Below are 23,963 nucleotides of genomic sequence, written 5' to 3'. Positions count from 1 at the left end.
TTCGGGTTTGTTTGATGTTGCAGCGAGCTTTGCGCCAAACTACCAACCGTCACCCCGGACTTGTTCCGGGGTCCAACCCGCCACAACGGAATCCAGCCGTTGCTGCACGTTGGATGCCGGGACAAGCCCGGCATGACGAGTTGGACATGGGGAGAGGAACGTCATGGCGCTCGACGCCGAAACCTTCGACGCATTGATCGACACCGTCCGCCGCTTTGTGACCGAGCGGCTTCGCCCCCTGGAAGCCGAGGTGGAAGCACAGGACGCCATCCCCGACGACGTCACCGCGGAGATGAAGGCGATGGGCCTGTTCGGCCTGTCGATCGCCGAGGAATATGGCGGCCTCGGCCTGACCATGCTCGAAGAGGTGAAGGTCGCGATCGAGCTCGGCCGCACCACCCCGGCGTTCCGCTCGAGCTTCGGTACCAATGTCGGCATCGGCAGCCAGGGGCTCGTCATGGCCGGCGGTCCCGAACAGAAAGCAGAGTGGCTGCCCCGGATCGCGAGCGGGGAGATCATTACCAGCTTCGCGCTGACCGAACCCGATGTAGGCTCCGATTCGGGCGCGGTGAAGACCAAGGCGGTGTGGGATGGCCAATCTTATCGCCTGTCGGGCACCAAGCGCTTCATCACCAATGCCGACAAGGCCGATCTGTTCACCGTGATGGCGCGGACCGGCGACGCGCCGGGCGGACGCGGTGTTTCCGCCTTCCTGGTCCCGCGCGACCTTGCCGGCGTGTCGATTGGCGAGCCCGAGAAGAAGATGGGGCAAAAGGGCGCCAAGGTCGCCGATGTCATTTTCGACGACGTGATCGTCCCCATCGAGAACCGGCTCGGCGCCGAGGGCGAGGGCTTCAAGATCGCGATGCGCGTGCTCGATCGCGGGCGGTTGCACATCTCGGCGGTGTGCGTCGGCGTCGCCGAGCGGCTGATCGCCGATTGCGTCGCTTATGCCAGCGAGCGCAAGCAGTTCGGCAAGCCGATCGCCGAGCACCAATTGATCCAGGCGATGATCGCCGATTCGAAGACCGAGGCGCTTGCCGCCCGCGCTTTGGTGCTGGAGACCGCCGCGGCCAAGGACGAAGGCAAGGACGTCGTGATGGAGTCCGCCGCCGCCAAATATTTCGCCAGCGAGATGGTCGGCCGCGTCGCCGACCGCGCGGTGCAGATCTATGGCGGCGCCGGTTATATCGCCGATTACGGCATCGAGCGGCTGTACCGCGACGTGCGGCTGTTCCGCATTTACGAAGGCACCAGCCAGATCCAGCAACTCATCATCGCGCGCGAGACGTTGAAGCGCGGGGGGTGATCGGACGGAGCGCAACAAGCCGTCGCCCCGGCGGCGGCCGGGGCCTCAAGCGACGGCGCGACGACCGTGCCCTCTGCGACGCGAGATCCCAGCTTTCGCTGGGATGACGATTTTTGGAAAACGGGAGACAGACATGGACACCAGCAAGTTCTTCAGCCTCGAAGGGCGCGTCGCGCTGATCACCGGGGGATCGCGCGGCATCGGCAAGATGATCGCCGCGGGATACATCGCGCAGGGGGCCAAGGTGTACATCTCGTCGCGCAAGGCCCCCGCCTGCGAAGAGACCGCCGTCGAACTCGGACCCAACTGCATTCCACTGCCGATGGATGTCTCGACCGTCGACGGCTGCAAGGCACTCGCCGCCAAACTGGCCGAGCATGAGGATCATCTCGACATCCTGGTCAACAATGCCGGCGCCGCCTGGGGCGTGCCGTTCGAGGACTTCCCGGAAAGCGGCTGGGACAAGGTGATGGACCTGAACGTCAAGTCGCCCTTCTTCATGACCCAGGCACTGCATGGCCTGCTCAAGGCGCAGGCGAGCTACGACAAGCCAAGCAAGGTCATCAACATCACCTCGATCGACGGCCTGCGGCTCAACCCGTGGGAGACGTACAGCTATCACGCCTCGAAAGCGGCGCTGATCTATCTCACCAAGCGGATGGCGGCGCGGCTGATCAAGGACGCGATCATCGTCACCAGCCTGGCCCCCGGCGCCTTCGCGAGCGAGATGAACCGCGCCGCGCGCGATCATGGGGAGGAGGTCGCCAAGAGCATTCCGATGCGCCGTATCGGCACCGACGAGGACATGGCCGGCGCCGCGATCTTCCTCGCCAGCCGCGCGTCGGATTATGTCGTCGGCGATACGCTGGTGGTCGATGGCGGCCTGGTCAACGCGCAAGTGGGCACGTCGATCGACGCCTAGGGCCGAAATTCCCTCTCCCTGTGGGAGAGGGAGAGTTCGAGCTTTGGCCTGCCCCCGGCAGGTCAAGGTCCGGTCCGGGGGACCGGACCTCGCTCGAACTCGCCGCAGGCGCGGAAGGGTGAGGGCAGCGACCGCCCCTGCCCTCACCCTTCGCTACTTCGCAGCTCGACCCGCGTCGGGTGAATGGCGCCCCGCGCCATTCAGGTCATGCCGGGGGCATGACCGACCCGACGCGCCCAAAGGGAGGGGGTTAGGAAGCCGCCGTGCCTTTTCCATTCTGCGGATGGTTCGGCGTCAAAATCAGCGTCCGCCCCTCCACACGCCAGCTCTTGAGCCGCGACAGGAAGTTCATCCCGATCACGTCCATGTCGCCGAAGGCCGGCGAACTGACGACGGGCAGATCGCGCGCGACGATATTGCCGATGCGCAATTCGGGCACCGTCGCGGTATCGGCGCGAACCGATCCGTTAGCGGTCTGGATGATCATCGGGAATGGGCTCGGGCTGAGCCGCAGCCCCGCCGCGTCCACGGTATCGGTCGACAAAGCGGTCACCGTCGCGCCGCTGTCGACCAGCATCTTGCGTTCGACATGGCCGAACCGGACGGTAACCCAGAAATGGCCGTCATCAGCCATCGGCACGCGCATTTCCTTGCCGACGACCTGTTGCCCGTCCTCAAGGTGCAGCATCTTGGCGACACGCGCGAACATCGGATCGAACCGCCCGCGCTCGCCGACCAGCATCACGATCAGCCCGAGCGAGACGACCAGCGCCGTCATCGATAACAGGCGCCCGACCACCCGAAACCGCCGAGCGAGCAGCATCAGCACGATAACGATGCCGATCAGGATATATAGCGGCAACGAGCCACCCAGAGCGTCAGCCATGCGCGCCACCTGCCATGGACTAGATGTATGGCGGCTGAGCGTTATGTCCAGCCTCGTGGCGGCGGGGCGCGGCCGAGCAGGTCTGCGGACGGCGACCCGAAATCACGGCGCGCTGCCGACCACCTTCGCCTCGTGCCGCGCCAGGCTATAGGCACGGCGCATGTCGCGCGTCATGCCACTCATCGCCCAGGATCTTGCCATGTCGGGGCAATAATGCGGATCCTCCCGCGATTCGTAGGGCGTGATCTCGGCGCCATGATCGGCGCAGAATCGCCGCGTCGCATCGACCACACGTCGCCGCAATTCGGCCCGCCCCGATGGCGTATCGGTCGAAACGTCCGCGACCCGGATGCTCAGCCGAGGCTCGCTCGCCAATGCCGAATGATCGGCGCAGGCGCCAAGCAGGATTGCGACAGCACAAATAGTGACCCGCATTCGTATCTCCTGAAATTGGGCAAGCCGGTCCCGTGGCGCGGAATCGCGCTTGCCTGGGTGACGTCGATGGATAGTGGCGGCTAGGTGCCGCTCAGTTTGTCGGCCTTGTTGTCGAGGTCGTCGGCACTACCGCGAAATCCCTTCGCGATAGCCAGATTGCTCGCCCGCACGGCGCTGGATTGTCCTGGCAGATTGGCGACGCGTTCGAGCTCTTCGGCGCGCGCGCGAAATCCCACGGCGGTGCCGCGCATCCCTTCGCCAAGGCCACGACGCTGTTCCTCCGCGCCGCGTTTGGCGGCAGCAGCGCCCCCCTCTTCCTCGCGCTTCGCCGCGGCGGCCTCTGCGTCCTGCGGCGAGTCATCGATCACTGCCCGCGCATCCGGCATGCCAGCCACCTGGCGATCCGTACCGCCCGTGGCCGCCAATGCGAACCGTGCGGTCGAGCTCCCCTTGATCCCGCTACCGAGGCGCTTCAACATTCGGCCGCCAGCGTGGCCGGTGCTGCGCACGGCATCGGGCCAAGCCGACGGTGCTGCTGCCGCTGCTGAGGGCGGGACAGGTGGCGCCGGCGGTTCGGGAATCGGCGGCTGCGGTGCCGGCGGCGCGGGAGCAATGCGCACGATATGCGCAGCCGCGAGCGGCACGGCAGTGCCCAGCGCCGCCACGAGCAGCAACGCCGGCACCAGCGGCCGCATGCGCCGCCCGGCGTCACCGTCGAGCACGGTGTTGATCCGGCGCGCCAGCGCGGTCCGCGAGAACGCCATGCCGTTGGCTTCGGAATGGACCGGACGTCCGCCGGCGACCGCGAGCAACGCCTGGGCATAATCGTAGCGGTCGACCCGGTCCAACGCATCGGCGTCGGCCGCCAGCTCGACCTCGCGCATCAATTGACGAGCGACCAGCCACACCAATGGATTGAACCAAAACAAGGCAATGGCCATGCGGGCGGCGACCAGCCCCAGCCAATCGAAGCGGCGGATATGCGCCATTTCGTGCGCGATGACCGCCTTCGCCTGTTCGGGGTGATCATGCGTCGCCGGGCCGATCAGGATCCAGGCGGGCACGATTCCCCAGCTGAGCGGCGTCGCGGCATGTGGCGAAACCAGCAAGCGGAGCGGTCGGCGGAAGCCGGCGGCTTCCTGATCCATCACCCGCCGCCAGTGCGGATCGATCGCGGGCTGAGCGGCGTGCGTCCAGCGCCGCAACGTCCACAGTCCCGTCAGGAAACGGACCAGGAGCAGCACGACCCCGGCAGCGTAGAGCATCGCCGCCATGACCGCGCCGTCGAGCGTCGCAGCAGGCGCGCGCGGCATTTCGGCCGCAGTCGCCGGGATGCTCCACGTTGCAACCGCGTTCGATACGGTCTCGGATGCCGGCAGCAAGGCGAGATCGAGTGGCGGCAACAACGGCGCGAGCAGGAACAACGCGAGCGAAGCGACCAGCGCCGCCTGCAGCAAAGCGGCGCGCTCCGCCGCCGGCCGGCCGCGCATCGCGGTGCTGAGGAGTAAGGCCGCGCCGGCGATCAGCGTCGATTTGCAGCCGAGGTCGATCAGCAAGCCCAGCATCATTTCGCATCCCGCCGGGCTTGGTCGATCATGCGCTGGAGCGCATCGATCTCGTCGGGCGCGAGCTTGGGCTCCATCCCCAGCAACGCGGTCGCCGCGCTCGCGGCAGAGCCGTGGAAGAAGGTCTGCACCAATCGCTGCAGTGCTCCTTCCGCAACCGCATCGGTCTGCGGCACGGGCGCATAAACATAGGCCTGGTTCTCGGTGCGGTGCGCTATCAGCCCCTTGGCCACCAGCCGCGCGAGCAACGCGCGTACCGCTGAATCGCTGGGCGGGTCGGTCATCGCGCCGCGGACGGCCGACGCGGTGCCCTCCCCCAGGCCGCACAGGATCTCGAAAATCTCGCGCTCGCGGCGCGGCAACGAATCGATCATCACGACCTCCTGCTACGTTTGTAGCATGCTACAAACGTAGCAGCAAGAGGCGTGTTCTCAGTGCATGAAACCCATAGTCGCCATTGCCATGGTTGCGATCAGATAAAAGACGATCAGCAACCCCGCGATCACCCCGCCGACTATTCGCAATATCGCCGCGTCTTTCGACGCGATCGCCCAGATGGCAAGGAACAGCGCACGCGCGATACCGACAGCGGCGCTGATGAGCGCGAACGTGGTCCCGATGCTCGCGGCAGACGAGAAGCCGCGATAAAGGGGAATCATCAGCGACAGGATCGGCATCAGCAGCGCCGGCACGATCGCCAATACCAGCCCGACGATCTTGAGCGCCGTTGCGTCGCGCGACTGCGCGGCCCACCAGACTAGCCAGAATGCGGCGGCGGTCCCCAGCCATTGCGGCAGCAGGACCCATACGCCCATCGCCGGGCTCACCGCGCGACCCCGCCCGCAGCGAGCACCGCCAGTGTGACCAACTCGCTCGCGGTCGAGGTCATCGGCGCGATCTGGACCGGCTTTTCCAGTCCGACCAGCATGGGCCCGATCACCGCGTCGCCACCCAATTCGCGCAGCAATTTGGCCGAAATGTTGGCCGACTGCAGCCCGGGCATGATCAGCACATTGGCCGGCCCTGACAGCCGAGCGAACGGATAATTGGCGAGCTGGCGCGGATTGAGCGCGACGTCGGGCGCCATTTCGCCTTCATATTCGAAGCTGACCTGGCGCTGGTCGAGCACGCCCACCGCGGCACGCAGATTCTCGAGCCAGCGTCCCTCGGGGTTGCCGAACGTCGAATAGCTCAGGAACGCGACGCGCGGTTCGTGGCCCATGCGGCGTGCGACGGCCGCGGTCTGTTCGGCGATGTCGGCGAGTTCTTCGGCGCTGGGGCGCTCGTTGATCGTGGTATCGGCCATGAACACGGTGTGCGTCTGGCCGACCATGACATGGATGCCGAACGCGGTCCGCCCGGCCTCGATGTCGATCACCTTACGTACTTCGCGCATCGTCTGGGCATAGGTCCGCGTGACCCCGGTGATCATCGCATCGGCCTCGCCGAGCTGGAGCAGGACGGCGCCGAAGATGTTGCGGTCCTGGTTGATCATCCGCTCGCAGTCGCGGCGCAAATAGCCACGGCGCTGGAGCCGCTGGTAGAGGAAATCGACCATCCGCGGCACCAGAGCCGAAGTGCGGCTGTTGTGGACCTCGTAACTCTCGACGTCCTTGACGCCGAGCGCACGCAGCCGGTCGTGGACGTCGTCGCGTCCGACCAGCACAGGCGTGCCATAACCGCCCTCGCGGAATGCCGCCGCGGCGCGCAACACGACTTCCTCCTCGCCTTCCGCGAACAGTACGCGCTTGGGCTGCGCGCGCGCGCCTTCATAGGCCTGGGCGAGCACACCGGTGGTCGGGTTGAGCCGGCCACGCAGCTGCTGGCGATAGGCCGCCATGTCGAGGATCGGCTTGGTCGCGACTCCCGAATCCATCGCCGCCTTGGCGACCGCGGACGGGACGAGCTCCATCAACCGCGGATCGAACGGCGCGGGGATGATATATTCGGGACCGAACGTATGGCGCACGCCATAAGCGACGGCGACTTCCTCGGGCACCGCCTCGCGCGCCAGTTCGGCGATCGCATGCGCGGCGGCGATCTTCATTTCCTCGTTGATCCCGGTCGCGCGGACGTCGAGCGCGCCGCGGAAGATGAACGGGAAGCCAATGACGTTGTTGACCTGGTTGGGATAGTCCGAGCGCCCGGTCGCGATAATCGCGTCGGGACGCGCTTCCTTGGCCAGTTCGGGGCGGATTTCAGGCTCGGGATTGGCCATCGCGAAGATGATCGGCGCTTTGGCCATGTCGCGCACCATGTCGGCGGTGACCGCGCCCGCCGCCGACAGGCCAAGAAAGACGTCGGCACCGTGCATCGCTTCCTTGAGCGTTCGCTTTTCGGTCACGACGGCATGCGCCGACTGCCATTGATTGATCTTGTCACGCCCCTGATAGATCACGCCCGAACGGTCGCACATGATGACGTTTTCATGCCGCACGCCCATCGCCTTGATCAGCTCGGTGCAGGCGATCGCCGCCGCGCCCGCGCCGTTGACCGCGACCTTGATGTCCGAAAGATGCCGGCCGGTCAGCAGGCAGGCGTTGATCAGGCCGGCCGCGGTGATGATCGCGGTGCCATGCTGGTCGTCATGGAAGACCGGGATGTTCATCCGCTCGCGCAGTGTCTGCTCGATGATGAAGCATTCGGGCGCCTTGATGTCCTCGAGGTTGATGCCGCCGAAGCTCGGCTCCATCAGCTCGATCGCGTCGATGATGCGGTCCACATCCTCGGTCTTGAGTTCGATATCGATCGCATCGACATCGGCGAACCGCTTGAAGAGGACCGCCTTGCCTTCCATCACCGGCTTGGACGCCAAGGCGCCGAGATTGCCCATGCCCAGGATCGCGGTCCCGTTCGAGATGACCGCGACGAGATTGCCCTTGGCAGTATAATCATAGGCGGTCGCGGGATCGTCGGCGATCGCTTGCACCGGAATGGCGACACCGGGCGAGTAGGCCAGCGCCAGGTCGCGCTGCGTCGTCAGCGGTTTCGACGCGATGATCTCGATCTTGCCGGGCCGCCCCTCCGAATGGAACAGCAATGCTTCGCGGTCGGAAAACTGCACGGAAGATTCGTCGGCCATCCTGGTCCTCTCTGTTGCGCCCGTCTTTAGGTGCGCCTTGGGGAGAAGGAAACCGGCTTCCGGGCCCTTGATGTACTTTTGCCGACAGGGATGCGCTGCCCGCCAGGCGGGAATCCGCACACTTTACCCACAGCAAAGGGCGAAAGCGGGATTTGCGCCGCAGATCGGCTGGGCTAACCGACGCCAATGGCTGACGCCGCCCCGACCCCGATGATGGCCCAGTATCTCGCCTTGAAGGCGGAGGCTGGAGATTGCCTGCTCTTCTACCGGATGGGCGATTTCTTCGAATTGTTCTTCGAAGACGCGAAAATCGCCAGCGCCGTGCTCGACATCGCGCTGACCGCGCGCGGCGAGCATGACGGGGAGAAGATCCCGATGTGCGGCGTGCCGGCGCATGCCGCGGTCGGATATCTGCAACGACTGATCAAGGCCGGCCATCGCGTCGCCATCGCCGACCAGACCGAGACCCCGGCCGAGGCCAAGAAGCGCGGCGGGTCCAAGGCCTTGGTCGCGCGGGCGATCATCCGCGTGGTGACTGCCGGTACCTTGACCGAGGAAGCCCTGCTCGATTCCCGCACCGCCAATTGGTGCGTCGCGATCGGCGAAGCGGCGGGCGGCATCGCTGTCGCCGCCGCCGACGTCTCGACCGGGCGGTTCGAATTGGTCGAGACCGATGCAGGCGGCTTGTCCGCCGAACTTGCGCGCCTGAACGCGGCCGAAGTGCTGGCGAGCGAAGGCAGCGCGTTTGAACATTATGCAACCGTGCTGCGCCCGCGCGGCGAGTTCGATTCGACCGCCGCCGAAGCGCGATTGAAGCGGGTCTATGGGGTCGCGACGCTCGACAGCTTCGGACAATTGAGCCGCGCCGGCATGGCCGCGGCCGGCGGATTGGTCGCCTATCTCGACCATACGGCGAAAGGCTCGCTGCCATTCCTGCGGCCGCCCCGGATCGGCAATGCCGGCGAAGCGATGGCGATCGACGCCGCGACACGCGACAGCCTGGAGCTCACCCAGACCCAGACCGGCCAGCGCAAGGGCAGCCTGCTCGACGCGGTCGATCGCACCGTGACCGGCGCCGGTGCGCGGTTGCTTGCCGGGGATATCGGCGCGCCGCTGATGGACCGCGCGGCGATCGAAGCACGGCTCGACCTCGTCCAGCGGCTGCATGACGACGGCGCCTTGCGCGAAAGCCTGCGCGCGACCTTGCGCAGCCTACCCGATATCGGCCGCGCGCTGGGACGTCTGGTCGCCGGCCGCGGCGGCCCGCGCGATCTGGGTCAGTTGCGCGACGGCCTCGATGGCGCCTGGCTGCTCGGCGAGCGGATCGACGCGCTCGATGCGCCGCCGCCATTGCTCCAGGACATCGTGCCTCGGCTGCGCGGCCATGGGTCGTTGATCGACCTGCTCAAGCGCGCGCTCGTCCCCTCACCGCCGATCGACGCGTCCGACGGCGGCTATATCGCCGAAGGGTATGACGCCGAGCTCGACGATCTGCGCGATATCGGCGCCGGCGGCCGCCGCGCGATCGCCGCGCTCGAGGCGGAATATCGCAACCGCACCGGCACGAGCGCGCTCAAGATCCGTCATAACGGCGTGCTCGGCTATCATGTCGAGGTTCCGGCCAGGGCCGCCGATCCACTGATGGCGCCCGACAGTGGGTTCACCCATCGCCAGACGCTGGCCGGCGTCGTCCGCTTCAACGCGCCCGAACTCCACGAACTGGCGATGAAGGTCACCCAGGCCGGCAGCCATGCGCTTGCCGCCGAGGCGGCGCATCTCGAGGAATTGACCCAGACCGCGCTCGCCGGTCGCGAGGCGATCGCCGCGACCGCCGACGCGCTGGCCCGGCTCGACGTCGCCGCCGGGCTGGCCGAGCGCGCCGCCGAGGACGGCTGGGCTCGGCCCAGCTTGGTCGATCATGCCTGTTTCGACGTCGAAGGCGGGCGCCACCCGGTGGTCGAGGCCGCCGTCCAGCGCAGCGGCGAACGCTTCGTCGCCAATGATTGCGTGCTTTCCGAAACCTCGCGGCTGTGGCTGGTCACCGGCCCGAACATGGGCGGCAAGTCGACTTTCCTCCGCCAGAACGCGCTGATCGCGGTACTCGCCCAGGCGGGCAGCTATGTCCCCGCCGCACGCGCCGAACTCGGGCTGGTCGACAAATTGTTCAGCCGCGTCGGCGCGTCGGACAATCTAGCGCGCGGGCGGTCGACCTTCATGGTCGAAATGGTCGAGACCGCGGCGATCCTGGCGCAAGCCACGCCGCGCAGCTTCGTCATCCTCGACGAAGTCGGACGTGGTACCTCGACCTATGACGGCCTCGCCATTGCCTGGGCAGTGGTCGAGGCAATCCATGAGGACAATCGCTGCCGCTGCCTGTTCGCGACGCATTATCACGAGCTGACGCGGCTTGCCGAACGCTGCGATGCACTGAGCCTTCACCACGTCCGCGCGCGCGAATGGAAAGGCGATCTGGTCCTGCTCCACGAAGTCTCCGAGGGACCCGCCGACCGTTCCTACGGCCTCGCGGTTGCGCGCCTCGCCGGGCTGCCGCCGGCCACGATCGCGCGTGCCAAGGCGGTGCTGGCCAAGCTCGAGGCGGGCCGCGCCAAGACTGGGGGGCTTGCTGCGGGACTCGACGACTTGCCGCTGTTCGCCGCCGCGATCGAGGCGGAGGAAGAGGAATGCGATGCCGTCCGTGCCGAGCTCGACAGCCTGGACGTCGACGCACTCAGTCCGCGTGAGGCGCTGGACGTGCTGTATCGCCTGAAACGGCTAGCGCACGACGCTTAGGGTCAGATTGGCACAATAGCTGTCAAGTCGGGCGTTCGGTCCGTTGCGGCCATTTCCGAACTGTGGCAGAGATCGCCTCGGGGACAGGAGGGGATTCGATGGATCGCGATAAACGCGGTCCGGCACCAGATCATCTGGCCGCGAAAATGGAGGGAAGGGCCATTTCCGCGCCCAGCCAGATCGGCGAAGCCTTGTGGCGCGGCCGGTTGAGGATGGGTTTGTCGCTGGATGACGTGGCGCGCCGGGCCGGCACCGACCTGCAGATCGTCAGTGCGATCGAGAATTCGGATTTCGGCCGACTGCCCGGCGCCGGCGCGACGATCGCGGCGGCACGTGCTTATGCCCGAGTCGTGAAACTGCCCGAAAAATGGGTGGCGTTGACCCTTGCCGCGGAGTTGGCACGGATCGCCATCTCCTCGTTGCCGATCACTTGATCCCGATGCGCCTCAGCTGAAATCGACCAGCGCCGGCCGTCCCGCAACATAAGCGTTTTTGGGGTCGTTGAACGGGAAGCCGCCGGGCACCAGTCGTCCGAACAGCGCCGCGGTCCGCATCGTCGCCGTGGCCCCCATGATCGCGGCGCCAGGCCCGGCCAGCAAATCGTCGGACAGCAGCACGCCTCGTCCGCGCTCGATCAGCTTGCCAGCCGCGACCGTCGCCAGGATCTGGCGTCGTACCGTCGAATAGGGGATCGTCAGCGCGCGCGAGATCGCCGCCGCGGAAACCGGATCGCGCTGCTCGATCGGCACGAAGGTAGCGGTTTCCGAATAACGACGCGCCAATTCGCTATCGAGCGTGATCCGCCGCACGCTCGCGACCAGCACCGCTCCGACGATGGCGAGTTCCAGCCAGTCCGACACGAACAAGCCGACATTGTCGAACGCGCCCAGTGCCAGGTCGATCGACGCCGCCAGCGTGATGTCGGCGCGATAGGGCTGATCGACTGTCGCGGTACGCGGGAGCGGCATGTCGAAGGCGTGGAATTCGTCGGCCAGCCAGACCAGCGAATCGTGCAGATGGACCAGCAATGCCGCGACATCGGGATCGTCGCGCAATGCAATCGGGATCACCACGCCATTATTCGTGCGCGCGCACAATCCAGCTTCGATTAGCGCGTTGACATGGCGGCGGACGGTTTCGAACGGGCGGTGCAGCGACTGCGACAGCGCGTTGATGCTGATGCCGCCACTATCGGCCTGGCTACGCGGCGCATTGGGCCAATCGGCCAGCACGTCGCCGCTGGCACGCAATATCGCCAGGAAGAAGATGCCGCGATCGAACACGAACGACCCGCCGGCAAGTTTGCGTACGATAGCGATCGCCCTGACCAGGCTGGTTAGCTGCGTTTCCACCAGCAGGCGCGAAGCCAGCCGCGATTGTGTCCGTTCCGGCGTTACCGGCGGCTCAAGGTTCATAATTCCCACCCCGCACCAAAAGAGGCGCCCTGCCAAGCCATTACAGTAAGATTACCGCGCCGCAAACTATCTGAGCGACCCAAATTCGGACGCTTTGTCAGCCGCAAAGCAGTCCTGGCCAATCAGCGTCGTTGCGGTAGCGGCACAATGGTGCGATCCTCCAATCGAGTCGGGGGGCTTCTGATGGATTTGTTTGGAGAGGAACTCGACCGCAACATGCCGGTCCTGTCCGCGGATGCGGTCGGTCGGGCGTTGCGGTCGGCGCGTGAGCAATTGGGATTGTCGTTGGCCGAGGTCGCCGACGTGACCCGGATGGCGGTGCGCCATCTCGAAGCGATCGAGCAGGCGCGCTTCGACGGTTTCTCCGCCCCGGTCTATGCGCTTGGATTCGCCCGCAACTACGCTCGTGCCGTCGGCCTGCCACTGCCTTGGATCACCGATTGCCTGCGCGGCGAGATCTCCGCGTTCTTCGCCGATCGCGAACGCTTCGATCTCGGCTGGACCGCCGAGGGGCTGCAGCACGGCCGCTAGAGGGAGTGGCCCGGCACCGTTACCGTTTCAGCTTTGCTGAAACAAATTCTAGGCCATAACCACGCGTGACGCCGCGTGCGTTCGCGACTATCGCCGGGTCATGCCCGCACGCTTCGACAGCCTGCCCCACCGCCGCGCGATCATCGATCGCCGCATATTGGCCGATGCGCTCAAGGCGCTGGAGGGCGACGACCGTACCAAGCTCCGCCACGCGGCGACCGCTCTGCTCAAACAGGCGCTGCAATCGGGCCGCGCCGAGATCGAGCGCCGGCTGCTCGAACACCCGTCGCGCGGGCTGGAGATCGCGGCCAGCCAGGCGTTCCTGATCGACCAGATTCTGCGCCTGCTCTACGATTTCACCGTCGAGCGGCTCTATCGGCTGAGCAACCCGACCGCCGCCGAGCGCCTGACCCTGATAGCGGTCGGCGGCTATGGCCGCGGCGAGATGGCGCCGCATTCGGACGTCGATATCGGTTTCCTGACGCCGTGGAAGGAAACGCCCTGGCACGAGCAAGTCGTCGAATCGATGCTCTATGCCTTGTGGGATCTGGGGCTGAAGGTCGGCCAGTCGACCCGCAGCCTCGACGATATGGTCCGCCAGGCAAAGGGCGACGTCACGGTCCGCACCGCTTTGCTCGAGGCGCGCTATGTCTGGGGCGACCAGGACCTTTACGACGAGGCCGCGCGCCGCTTCAAGGCGGAGGTCCAGTCGGATACCGCGCGCGTGTTCATCACCGAGAAGCTCGCCGAGCGCGACTTGCGCCATAAACGCATGGGCGACACGCGGTACGTGGTCGAACCCAATGTCAAAGAAGGCAAAGGCGGATTGCGCGATCTGCACGCGCTCTTCTGGATCGGCAAATATGCCTATAACGTCCAGAACGCCGCGCAACTGGTCGATGTCGGGCTGTTCACCCGCGCCGAATATGCCCAGTTCCACCGCGCCGACAATTTCCTATGGGCGGTGCGCTGCCACCTCCATTCGCTGTCGCGGCGGGCCGAAGACCGTCTGACCTTCGACATGCAGCGCGAGATCGCCGAGCGGATGCGCTTCGCCGACCGGCCGGGCAAGTCCAAGGTCGAGCGCTTCATGCATTATTATTTCCTGCAGGCGAAGGCGGTCGGCGACCTGACCGGGGTCTTTCTGGCGCATCTCGACGATAAATTCGCGGCGCGCGGGCGACGCTTCGGCCTGCCGGTGCTGCGCCGCCGCCCGAGCAAACTCAACGGCTTCGTGCTCGACCGTGGTCGGCTGGCGCTACCCGACGAGGATTTCCTCGCCCAGAAACCCAGCCGATTGATCGAGATGTTCGTGCTGGCCGACCGTCACGGTCTCGAAATCCATCCGCTGGCGATGCGCGCCGCCGCGCGCGACGCGAAGCTGGCCGACGACATTCGCCGCGACCCCGAAGCGAACGCCTTGTTCCTCGAGGTGCTGACCAGCCGCCACAATCCCGAGACCACGTTGCGCTGGATGAACGAGGCCGGGGTGTTCGGCCGTTTCGTACCCGATTTCGGCCGCGTCGTCGCGCAAATGCAGTTCGACATGTACCATCATTATACGGTCGACGAGCATACCATCCACGCGATCGGGCTGTTGAGCCGGATCGAACGCGGCGACCTGACCGAAGATCATCCACTCAGCCACGCGATCATGAAGCAGATCGCGTCGCGCCGCGTCCTCTATGTCGCGGTGCTGCTGCACGATATCGCCAAAGGGCGCGGCGGCGATCATTCGGTGCTCGGCGCCGAAGTCGCGCAGCGGCTGTGCCCGCGCTTCGGGATGACCGCGGCCGAGACCGAGACGGTCGCCTGGCTGGTCCGCTATCATCTGCTGATGTCGGCGACCGCGTTCAAGCGCGACCTGTCCGACTTCAAGACGATCCTCGATTTCTGCGAGGCAGTGCAGAGCCCGGAGCGGCTGCGCTTGCTGTTGACGCTGACGGTGGTCGATATCCGCGCGGTCGGTCCCGGCGTTTGGAATGGCTGGAAACGCCAGCTCCTCACTGACCTCTATGAAGCGGCGGAAGAAGTGCTCAGGCTGGGCCACAAGCAGAAGGGACGGAGCGAACGCGTCGCGGCCAAGCAGTACGCGGTCGCCGCCGCGCTCGGCTGGGACGACAAGACCTTCGCGTCGGTCGTCAAGCGCCTGCCCGAATCCTATTGGGTGGCGGAACCCGACCATGCGCTGATCGCCAATCTGAAGCTGATGGCCGAGGCCGGCGACGAGCCGTTATCGATCGCCAGCCAGGTCGATGCGGATCGCGGCGCGACGCTGGTCACCATCTACGCCGCTGACCATCCGGGGTTATTCTACCGCATCGCCGGTGCGATCAGCGTGGCGGGCGGCAACATCATCGACGCGCGGATCCATACGACCCGCGACGGCATGGCGATCGATAATTTCCTGGTCCAGGATCCGCTCGGCCGCCCGTTCGATGATTCCGCCCAGCTGACCCGATTGCGACGCGCGATCGAGGATGCGCTGGCCAATCGCAACAAGCTCAGCGACCGCCTCAAGGCGAAGCCACTACCGCGTCCGCGCGCCGAGGCGTTCGACATCAATCCCGCGGCCTTCGTCGACAACCATGCCTCGAACCGCTTCACCGTGATCGAGGTCAATGCGCGCGATCGCCCTGCCTTGCTGCACCAACTCGCCCAGGCGCTGTTCCAGTCGAAAGTGACAATCCACTCGGCGCATGTCGCGACCTATGGCGAGCGCGCGGTCGATACTTTCTATGTAACCGACCTGACCGGCGACAAGATCGAGGCGCCGGCACGGGTCAAGACACTCGAACGCCGGCTGGTCGATGCCGCGATGGGAGAGATGGCCGCCGAGGCGGCCTGACAGAGGAGGACGCAATGCCGGTACTCGGAGTTGGTGGAATATTCTTCCGCGCAAAGGATCCCGACGCGCTCAACGCATGGTATCGCGAGCATCTCGGCATCGGCGCGGGTTGCGCGGCCGAGGATACCGGGCCGCCGGAAGAATGGACCTGGAAAGTACAGGGTGGTCCGATGGTATTCGCGCCATTCAAGGCGGATACCGATTATTGGGCGGCCGACCATCAGGTCATGCTCAATTTCCGCGTCAACGACCTCGACGGCCTGCTCGAGCAATTGAACGCCAGTGGGATCGACGTGATCGTGAAACCGGAATGGGACTCGCCCGAAACCGGGCGTTTCGCGCGTATCCATGATCCCGAGGGCAATCCGATCGAATTGTGGGAAGCGCCGGCTTGAGTCTATCCGATCCCCAGCTGCCGGGCGCGGCGTTCAAAGCGAAGCTCCAAGACGATCTCGATGCGCTGACCCGCCGCCATCGCCGGCGTGCGCTGGCCGCCCGGACCGGCCACGATTTCGCCTCGAACGACTATCTCGGCCTCGCCGGGTCGCCCGACATGCGAGCGATCGTCGCCCACGCGCTGGCGCGGGGCGTACCGATCGGCGCGGGCGGATCGCGTCTGTTGCGCGGCAATCACGAAGAGCATGAAGCGCTCGAAGCGGAGGCAGCGCGCTGGTTCGGTAGCGAGGCCGCGCTCTATTTCAGCACCGGCTTCGCCGCCAATGGCGGATTGTTCGCGGCTTTGCCCGGCGCCGACGACCTCGTCGTCCATGACGAATTGATCCATGCCAGCGCGCATGACGGCATGCGGCTCGGCCGCGCCGCGCGCGTGTCAGCCAGGCACAACGATGCTGACGCCGTCGCCGATGCAATCGCGCAATGGCGGCGCGAGGGCGGCCGCGGCCGGCCATGGATCGCGGTCGAGAGCCTCTATTCGATGGATGGCGACCGCGCCCCGCTCGGCGATCTGGTGGCGATCGCCGACCGCGAGGATGCCGTGCTGATCGTCGACGAGGCGCATGCGACCGGCGTGTTCGGACCGGGCGGACGCGGGCTCGCTGCCGAATGGGAAGGCCGCGACAACCTCATCACCTTGCGCACGTGCGGCAAGGCGCTTGGCGCGGAGGGCGCGTTGGTCTGCGCCTCTCGCGCAGTGTGCGATATCCTGATCAACCGCGCGCGCGGCTTCATCTTCTCGACCGCGCCCTCCCCACTGATGGCGGCGGCGGTGCGCGGCGGCCTCGCTTTGCTAGCGCGCGCGCCGGAACGGATCGCCAAGTTGGATGACCTTGTGCGCCACGCGCACGACTGCCTCGTCCCGCTTGGCGCGCTTGCCAGCGGGTCGCCGATCATGCCGGTGATCATCGGCGATGATGCGCGGACGATGGAAATTGCCGCGCGCCTCCAGGCACAGGGTTTCGACGTGCGCGGCATCCGCCCGCCGACCGTCCCTGTCGGCACCGCGCGGTTGCGGCTGTCGGTCACGCTCAATGTCGACGCCGCGACGATCGATGCGCTCGCCGAGGCGCTGAAAGAGGTGTTGTGACCGCGATCGTCGTCACCGCCACCGGCACCGATATCGGAAAGACGGTGTTTGCCGCCGCGCTGACTGCCGCCCTCGACGGCTGTTACTGGAAGCCGGTCCAGGCCGGGCTGGATGACGGCGGCGACCTGGAGCGAATCGGACGATTGTCGGGCCTGCCGGCCGCGCGTCTGCTGCCCGAAGCCTATCGTCTGACCACCCCCTGCTCGCCACACCGCGCGGCGGAGATCGATGGCGTGACGATCGATGTGGACGCGCTCGAACCACCACGTTGCGACCGGCCCTTAGTGATCGAAGGCGCCGGCGGCGTGCTGGTGCCTTTCACGCGACAGGCGACATTCGCGGACGTGATGGCGCGCTGGCAGTTGCCGGTGGTGCTCGTTGCCGCGACATCGCTCGGCACGATCAGCCACAGCCTGGCCGCGATCGAAGCATTGCGCACACGCAAGGTCGATATTCTCGGGGTGGCCTTTGTCGGCGATGCTGTCGAGGATAGCGAGGCGACGATCGCGGATATGGGCGGGGTCAAACGCCTTGGCCGCCTGCCGATGCTCGACCCGCTCGACCCCGGTGCGCTGGCCGCCGCCTTCGCCGCCCATTTCGATCTGGCCGATTTCCGATGAGCGGTTCACCGGTCTGGCATCCCTTCACCCAGCATGGGCTCGGCGAACCGATCCCGTTGGTGACGCATGCCGAGGGAGCATTGCTCCACACCGCCGATGGCCGGCGCGTGATCGATGCCATCTCGTCCTGGTGGGTGACGACGCACGGCCATTGCCATCCGCGCATCATGGCCGCGATCGCCGCGCAGACCCAGAAGCTCGACCAGATCATCTATGCCGGTTGGACGCACGAGCCCGCCGAGACGCTGGCGCGCGGCCTGACCACGATCATGCCCCCCGCCCTCACCCACGTCTTCTATTCGGACAGCGGATCGACCAGCGTCGAGGTCGCGCTCAAGATGGCGCTGGGGTTCTGGACCAATCGCGGCGAGGCGCGGCACCGCATCCTGGTGTTGGAGCATAGCTATCACGGCGACACGATCGGCGCGATGTCGGTCGGCGCGCGCGGGGTATTCAACCGGGCCTATGCGCCATTGCTGTTCGATGTCGGCACGATCCCCTTCCCTGCCGAAGGTCATGAACAGGTGACGCTTGACGCGCTGGAGGCGGCATGCCGCGAGCAGCCGGCCGCGTTCATCGTCGAACCGCTGGTCCTCGGCGCCGGCGGGATGCTGGTCTATCCGGCGCACGTCCTGGCCGAGATGCGCGCGATCTGTGCGCGGCACGACGTGCTGTTCATCGCCGACGAGGTGATGACCGCCTGGGGACGTACCGGGACTTTGCTGGCGTGCGAACAAGCCGCGGTCGTGCCCGACATTTTGTGCCTGTCGAAGGGGCTGACCGGCGGCGCGGTCCCGCTTGCGGTGACGATGGCGACGCAAGCGATCTTCGACGCGCATCTGTCCGACGATCGCGCCAAGATGTTCTTCCACTCGTCGAGCTATACGGCAAACCCCGTCGCCTGCGCGGCGGCGGTCGCCAATCTGGAAATCTGGCGCGACGAGCCGGTGCTGCAGCGGATCGCCGATCTGAGCGCGCGGCAGCAGGCGCGACTCGATGCTTTATCGGGCGTGACGGATAAGCGGCGGATCGGGACGATCGCGGCGATGGAGGTGGCGGTGGGCGATGGCGGGTATCTCGCCGCGATCGGGCCGCGCTTGCTGAAGCATTTTCGCGAGCGCGACGTGCTGCTGCGACCGTTGGGGAACACGGTGTACGTGATGCCGCCTTATTGCATCGAGGATGCGGAATTGGATGCGGTGTACGAGGCGATTGCTACCGCGCTCTAGCCATCGTCGTCATGCCGGGCTTGTCCCGGCATCCACCATGCAGCTTGGCCAAGGCTAGAGGCACTAATTTCACGCTTGCCGCCCGGTGGACCCCGGCACAAGGCCGGGGTGACGATGCTATTTTGGGGCAACGGAGCCGGCGCGGAGTAAGTCCGCGCCGTCGGTCGGCGCTTATGCGCCGCCGGCCGAGCTCGCCGAGCTTTCGCGGAATAGCGTTCCGCTATTCCGCGTCGGCGAGCCTTACTTCGGCGAAAGCACCATCAGCATCTGACGGCCTTCCATGCGCGGATAGCTTTCGACCTTCGCGTCCTCGGCGGTGTCATCCTGCACGCGCTTCAACAGGTTCATGCCCAGCTGGCCGTGGCTCAGCTCGCGGCCGCGGAAGCGGAGCGTGACCTTGACCTTGTCGCCCTCACCGATGAACTTGTGGATGGCCTTCATCTTCGTCTCATAATCATGATCGTCGATGTTCGGACGCATCTTGATCTCCTTGATCTCCTGCGTCTTCTGGCTCTTGCGAGCGAGGTTGGCCTTCTTCTGCGCCTCGTACTTGAACTTGCCGACATCGAGGAACTTGGCCACGGGCGGATCTGCGTTAGGCGACACTTCGACGAGGTCGAGACCAAGCCCTTGGGCCTGCTCCATCGCCTCTTTGGTGTACATAACACCCAGATTCTCGCCTTCATGGTCGATCACTCGAACCTTGGGCGACTGGATCCATTCGTTGAATCGGGGGCCGTTCATCGGCGGCGCCTGGTTTGGTCGGCGCATCGTGGGAGGACGGATAGGTACTGCTCCTTTGGGTTGTAAGGTGCGTGATATAGAATTTTGCCGGAGGATTTAAAAGCCGGGACAGCAAAAGTAGGCATTTATGATTCGGAATAGCGGTTAGCGACCGGCACCGTGCGCCCCGGCGGCAACATTTCCTCACGATTGGGCACGATTACGGCAATGCGGCAGCGATAGTCAGGAGCCGCCGCCGGGACTCGGTCTCGCTATAGAAGACCGTGCCGGGCGGCCGCAGGAGGAACGTTCACCTCATCGCACAGGGGAATGTTCCATGATCTATCGCCTCGCCGCCATCGCGGCGGCGTCGTTGCTGGCCGCAATGCCTGCCTTCGCGCAGGAAGAGCCGCCCAAGTCGGTCACCGTGTCGGGCAATGTCGCCCTGGTGTCCGATTATCGCTTCCGCGGCGTGTCGCAGACCGACAAGGAAGCGGCGCTGCAGGGCGGCGTGACCGTCACGCACGAAAGCGGCGTCTATGCCGGTGCCTGGGCCTCGAACCTTTCCGGCTGGGGCACGTTCGGCGGTGCCAACCTGGAACTCGACCTGTTTGCCGGGATCAAGAAGCCGATCGCCAGCGGCACGACGATCGACGTCGGGCTGACCTGGTACATGTACCCCGGCGGCGCCGACACGACCGACTTCGCCGAGCCCTATGTCAAGCTTAGCACCACGATCGGACCGGCCAATCTGCTCGCGGGCATCGCTTATGCCCCGAAGCAGAAGGCGCTGGGCAATTTCTCCAACACGCCGCAAAGTCGCGGCCAGGCGCAGGACAATCTCTACCTTTGGGGCGATGCCAGTGTCGGCATTCCCAAGACCCCGCTGACCGCCAAGGCGCATCTCGGCCATTCCAACGGCAATCCCGGACTCGGGCCCAACGGCACCAGCGTGGCGCCGACCGGCGAATATTTCGACTGGTCGCTCGGCGTCGATTACGTGATCGGCCCGGTGACGCTGGGCGTGTCCTATGTCGACACCGACATCAGCAAGGCGAGGTCGGCCTATCTGCTGCCCAATTTCGCCTCGACCAAGAACGGATCGTCGATCGCGGACGCGACCGCGCTGTTCTCGGTCAGCGCCGCTTTCTGAGGCAAACGGGCGGCGAAGGACCGCCGCCCGTTGTTGGTATCACGCCTGCGCTTCGGCCTCCGCCGCGACGGCGAGGTCGGGCGGCATCGCGGCACGCTGCAATTGTTCGACCACCGCCGCCAGGGTCAGCACTTGCTGGCGATCGCTGCCCAGCTGGCGCAGCGCCACTGTGCCTTCGTCCGCCTCGCGCTTGCCGACGACCAGCAAATTGGGGACCTTGGCAAGGCTGTGCTCGCGCACCTTGTAGTTGATCTTCTCGTTGCGCAGATCGGTTTCGACTCGCAGCCCCGCCTTGCGCAGCTCGGCCGCGACCTGTTCGGCATAATCGTCGGCGTCGGACACGATCGTCGCTACCACCGCTTGCACTGGCGACAGCCACAGTGGGAAGCGCCCGGCGTGATGCTCGATCAGGATGCCGATGAAGCGCTCGAACGTGCCAAGGATCGCGCGATGCAGCATGATCGGGCGATGCCGCTCGCCATCGTCGCCGACATAGGAAGCGTCGAGCCGCTCGGGCAGCACCGTGTCGGTCTGAATCGTGCCGACCTGCCACGTCCGGCCGATCGCGTCGGTCAGGTGGAATTCGAGCTTGGGCGCATAGAAAGCCCCCTCACCCGGCAATTCCTCCCAGCCGAATTCCTCGGTGTCGCGGCCGGTGGCCTTGACCGCGTCGCGCAGTGATTGTTCGGACCAGTCCCACATCTCCTCGCTGCCGAACCTTTTGTCCGGGCGCAGCGCGAGCTTGATCGCGTATTTGTCGAACCCGAGGTCCTTGTAGACCGAGTCGAGCAGGTCGCAGAACGCCTGAACCTCGTCGATCAGCTGGTCGGCACGCACGAAGATATGCGCGTCGTCCTGCGTGAACTGGCGCACGCGCATGATGCCGTGCAGCGCGCCATGCGGCTCGTTGCGGTGGCAGCAACCGAACTCGGCCATGCGGATCGGCAGGTCGCGGTACGACTTGATCCCCTGGCGGAAGATCAGGACGTGCGCCGGACAATTCATCGGCTTGAGCGCCATCAGGTCGGCGGTGCCGGTAAAGATCGGCCCGTCTTCCTCGATCGAGGGAATCTCGTCGGGGACGACGAACATGTTCTCGCGATATTTGCCCCAATGGCCGGACTGCTCCCACTGGCGCGCGTCCATCAATTGCGGCGTCTTGACCTCGGCATAACCAGCCGCGTCGAGACGGCGGCGCATATAGGCCTCCAGCTGGCGCCACAGGATGAAACCCTTGGGATGCCAGAACACCGACCCCTGAGCTTCGGACTGAAGGTGGAACAGATCCATGTCCTGCCCGATGCGGCGATGGTCACGCTTGGCCGCTTCCTCGAGCCGGACGAGATGTTCGTCGAGCTGCTTCTTGTTGAGCCAGCCGGTGCCGTAGATGCGGCTGAGCTGGGCGTTATTCTGATCGCCGCGCCAATAGGCGCCCGACACGCGGGTCAACTTGAATGCCTGGGGATCGAGCTTGCCGGTCGAGGCGAGATGCGGACCGCGGCACATGTCGAGCCACGCATCGGGGCGATTGCCGGCCTTGTAGACCGTCAGTTCCTCGCCCCCGGGCAGTTCGGCGGCCCATTCGGCCTTGAACGTCTCGCCCTGCGCCTTCCAGCGCGCGATCAGATCGGCGCGGCTCCACACTTCGCGGATCAGCGGCTCGTCGCGCGCGATAATGGCGCGCATTTCGGCCTCGATCGCGGGAAGCTCTTCCTCGGTGAACGGTCCATGCTCGGGGGTCGGCGCGAAGTCGTAATAGAAGCCGTCATCGGTCGCCGGGCCGAAGGTGATCTGCGTGCCCGGGAACAGATTCTGCACCGCCTCGGCCAGGACATGCGCGAAATCGTGGCGCGCGAGTTCGAGCGCGTCCTTCTCGTCCCTGGATGTCACAAGCGCGAGTTGGGCATTGCCCTCGAAGGGCCGCATAATGTCGCGCAATTCGCCGTCGACGCGCGCGGCGATCGCCGCCTTGGCCAAACCGGGGCCGATCGCGGCGGCGATATCGGCCGGGGTCGTGCCGGGCGCGACCTCGCGAACCGAGCCGTCGGGGAGCGTGATCGAGAGCATTTCCATGGTCGTTCCTGTCAGTTGGCGCGCCTATGCACCGGGCAGCGTCCGAGGGAAAGACTGGAACGGGGAGCGGACGCCAACCTCACCCGTTCCCGGGCGAGGTAATCGGCGTGAACGTCAGTCGCGCGCGCCGAACACCCCCCGGAAACCCGGGGTAGTGGTGGTAGTCGTGGGGAACGCGCGGTTCATGGCCGGCGATATAGGGCGAGTTCGTAAACATCGCCACCCCCTCGATAATCACCCCTTATCATCGCCTTCCGAGCTTCGATTCATGCGGACGGTGGATCGCCGCTAAAGCATGCGCAGGAGGATCGCCCAATGGACAAGACCGTCATCCTGCGCCGCTGGTCGGCGCGCATCCGTACCGCCGATGAGGCGGACTATGTCGCCTATATCGCCGGCACTGGGCTCGACGATTACCGCGCGACGCCGGGCAATCTCGGCGCGCAGATGCTGGTCCGCACGCTCGGCAACGGCGAAAGCGAGGTCACCACGCTCAGTTGGTGGGAGTCGATCGATGCGATCGCGGCGTTTGCCGGCGAGGATATCGACCGCGCGCGCTACTATCCGGAGGACGACCGCTTCCTGCTCACCCGACCCGAATATGTCGAGCATCACCGCGTGGTCGGCGGTGCCGAAATACGTCCCGGCGCTAGCGCGTGACCATGGCGGCTGGCTGAGCCGTTAGGGTCCGTATTCAATTACCACGAGGTCGTGACGGAGCCGATTTTGGTGTCCGGCTAGGAGCAAGGAGGGAGCGATGCTGGTAGCATCGTGACCGACGCGCGACGACGTCCGGACGCCAAAATCGGCCCGCCGCTGTGCGGTTGCCCGCAGGAGCC

21 protein-coding genes are annotated in these 23,963 nt (G+C 65.8%); 12 read left to right on the top strand and 9 right to left on the bottom strand.

What is annotated here, in order from left to right; all coding sequences use genetic code 11:
- Positions 1–163: 163 nt before the first annotated feature.
- Complete coding sequence (locus AC1DRD_RS03645) at positions 164–1,309, top strand: acyl-CoA dehydrogenase family protein (protein ID WP_478040342.1); 1,146 nt, start codon at positions 164–166, stop codon at positions 1,307–1,309.
- 133 nt (positions 1,310–1,442) lie between these two features.
- Positions 1,443–2,231 carry an SDR family oxidoreductase gene (locus tag AC1DRD_RS03640; protein ID WP_478040341.1) on the top strand — a complete coding sequence of 263 codons (789 nt, stop codon included), beginning with the start codon at positions 1,443–1,445 and terminating at the stop codon, positions 2,229–2,231.
- A gap of 250 nt (positions 2,232–2,481) precedes the next feature.
- Here AC1DRD_RS03640 and AC1DRD_RS03635 read toward each other — a convergent pair whose 3' ends face one another.
- The 6 genes from AC1DRD_RS03635 to AC1DRD_RS03610 all read right to left on the bottom strand — a co-directional run bounded on the left by AC1DRD_RS03635 (position 2,482) and on the right by AC1DRD_RS03610 (position 8,199).
- Positions 2,482–3,117, bottom strand: a complete 636-nt coding sequence (locus AC1DRD_RS03635) for a retropepsin-like aspartic protease family protein (RefSeq protein WP_478028143.1) — start codon at positions 3,115–3,117, stop codon at positions 2,482–2,484.
- 102 nt (positions 3,118–3,219) lie between these two features.
- Positions 3,220–3,552: a UrcA family protein gene (locus AC1DRD_RS03630; protein ID WP_478028141.1), complete on the bottom strand. Its 333-nt coding sequence runs from the start codon at positions 3,550–3,552 to the stop codon at positions 3,220–3,222.
- 80 nt (positions 3,553–3,632) lie between these two features.
- Positions 3,633–5,120: a M56 family metallopeptidase gene (locus tag AC1DRD_RS03625; RefSeq protein ID WP_478040340.1), complete on the bottom strand. Its 1,488-nt coding sequence runs from the start codon at positions 5,118–5,120 to the stop codon at positions 3,633–3,635.
- Positions 5,117–5,491, bottom strand: coding sequence for a BlaI/MecI/CopY family transcriptional regulator (locus tag AC1DRD_RS03620; protein WP_478040339.1), 375 nt, complete (start codon positions 5,489–5,491; stop codon positions 5,117–5,119). The genes AC1DRD_RS03625 and AC1DRD_RS03620 overlap by 4 nt, the downstream gene beginning before the upstream one ends.
- A gap of 57 nt (positions 5,492–5,548) precedes the next feature.
- On the bottom strand, positions 5,549–5,932 hold the full coding sequence (locus AC1DRD_RS03615) for a hypothetical protein (protein ID WP_478040338.1): 384 nt from the start codon (positions 5,930–5,932) through the stop codon (positions 5,549–5,551).
- 8 nt (positions 5,933–5,940) lie between these two features.
- The gene (locus AC1DRD_RS03610) at positions 5,941–8,199 is read right to left on the bottom strand and encodes an NADP-dependent malic enzyme (RefSeq protein WP_478040337.1); all 2,259 of its coding nucleotides are present in this window, start codon (positions 8,197–8,199) and stop codon (positions 5,941–5,943) included.
- A 210-nt stretch (positions 8,200–8,409) separates the two neighbouring features.
- Between AC1DRD_RS03610 and mutS the strand changes: the two genes are divergently transcribed.
- The gene (mutS, locus tag AC1DRD_RS03605; protein WP_478040607.1) at positions 8,410–10,989 is read left to right on the top strand and encodes a DNA mismatch repair protein MutS; all 2,580 of its coding nucleotides are present in this window, start codon (positions 8,410–8,412) and stop codon (positions 10,987–10,989) included.
- Between the two features lie 98 nt (positions 10,990–11,087).
- Entirely contained in the window at positions 11,088–11,423 is a 336-nt protein-coding gene (locus AC1DRD_RS03600; protein ID WP_478040336.1) for a helix-turn-helix domain-containing protein, read from the top strand.
- Between the two features lie 12 nt (positions 11,424–11,435).
- Here the strand turns inward: AC1DRD_RS03600 and AC1DRD_RS03595 are convergent, their stop codons facing one another.
- Complete coding sequence (locus AC1DRD_RS03595; RefSeq protein WP_478040335.1) at positions 11,436–12,404, bottom strand: hypothetical protein; 969 nt, start codon at positions 12,402–12,404, stop codon at positions 11,436–11,438.
- Positions 12,405–12,587: 183 nt separating this feature from the next.
- On the opposite strand from AC1DRD_RS03595, the gene AC1DRD_RS03590 reads away from it, so the two are divergent.
- From AC1DRD_RS03590 to AC1DRD_RS03565, 6 genes are all read left to right on the top strand, one after another.
- A complete protein-coding gene (locus tag AC1DRD_RS03590; RefSeq protein ID WP_478028130.1) occupies positions 12,588–12,935 on the top strand; it encodes a helix-turn-helix domain-containing protein in 348 nt (115 codons plus the stop codon).
- Between the two features lie 100 nt (positions 12,936–13,035).
- Positions 13,036–15,783 carry a [protein-PII] uridylyltransferase gene (locus tag AC1DRD_RS03585; RefSeq protein WP_478028128.1) on the top strand — a complete coding sequence of 916 codons (2,748 nt, stop codon included), beginning with the start codon at positions 13,036–13,038 and terminating at the stop codon, positions 15,781–15,783.
- Between the two features lie 14 nt (positions 15,784–15,797).
- Complete coding sequence (locus tag AC1DRD_RS03580) at positions 15,798–16,178, top strand: VOC family protein (RefSeq protein ID WP_478040334.1); 381 nt, start codon at positions 15,798–15,800, stop codon at positions 16,176–16,178.
- On the top strand, positions 16,175–17,326 hold the full coding sequence (locus AC1DRD_RS03575) for an 8-amino-7-oxononanoate synthase (protein ID WP_478040333.1): 1,152 nt from the start codon (positions 16,175–16,177) through the stop codon (positions 17,324–17,326). The genes AC1DRD_RS03580 and AC1DRD_RS03575 overlap by 4 nt, the downstream gene beginning before the upstream one ends.
- Entirely contained in the window at positions 17,323–17,946 is a 624-nt protein-coding gene (gene bioD / locus AC1DRD_RS03570) for a dethiobiotin synthase (protein WP_478040332.1), read from the top strand. The genes AC1DRD_RS03575 and bioD overlap by 4 nt, the downstream gene beginning before the upstream one ends.
- Positions 17,943–19,175, top strand: a complete 1,233-nt coding sequence (locus AC1DRD_RS03565; RefSeq protein ID WP_478040331.1) for an adenosylmethionine--8-amino-7-oxononanoate transaminase — start codon at positions 17,943–17,945, stop codon at positions 19,173–19,175. Before bioD ends, AC1DRD_RS03565 begins: the two co-directional genes overlap by 4 nt.
- Before the next feature lie 240 nt (positions 19,176–19,415).
- Here AC1DRD_RS03565 and infC read toward each other — a convergent pair whose 3' ends face one another.
- Positions 19,416–19,946 carry a translation initiation factor IF-3 gene (gene infC / locus AC1DRD_RS03560; protein ID WP_066808683.1) on the bottom strand — a complete coding sequence of 177 codons (531 nt, stop codon included), beginning with the start codon at positions 19,944–19,946 and terminating at the stop codon, positions 19,416–19,418.
- Between the two features lie 289 nt (positions 19,947–20,235).
- Between infC and AC1DRD_RS03555 the strand changes: the two genes are divergently transcribed.
- The gene (locus AC1DRD_RS03555) at positions 20,236–21,051 is read left to right on the top strand and encodes a TorF family putative porin (protein WP_478040330.1); all 816 of its coding nucleotides are present in this window, start codon (positions 20,236–20,238) and stop codon (positions 21,049–21,051) included.
- 39 nt (positions 21,052–21,090) lie between these two features.
- Here AC1DRD_RS03555 and thrS read toward each other — a convergent pair whose 3' ends face one another.
- Entirely contained in the window at positions 21,091–23,118 is a 2,028-nt protein-coding gene (gene thrS, locus AC1DRD_RS03550; protein WP_478040606.1) for a threonine--tRNA ligase, read from the bottom strand.
- A gap of 321 nt (positions 23,119–23,439) precedes the next feature.
- On the opposite strand from thrS, the gene AC1DRD_RS03545 reads away from it, so the two are divergent.
- Positions 23,440–23,784 carry a hypothetical protein gene (locus AC1DRD_RS03545; protein WP_478040329.1) on the top strand — a complete coding sequence of 115 codons (345 nt, stop codon included), beginning with the start codon at positions 23,440–23,442 and terminating at the stop codon, positions 23,782–23,784.
- Positions 23,785–23,963: the final 179 nt, after the last annotated feature.

It is taken from the genome of Sphingomonas sp. P4_G2, from assembly GCF_056401155.1.
The sequence above is the reverse complement of the archived record's forward strand: the minus strand, read 5'-3'. Positions and strand labels throughout refer to the sequence as shown.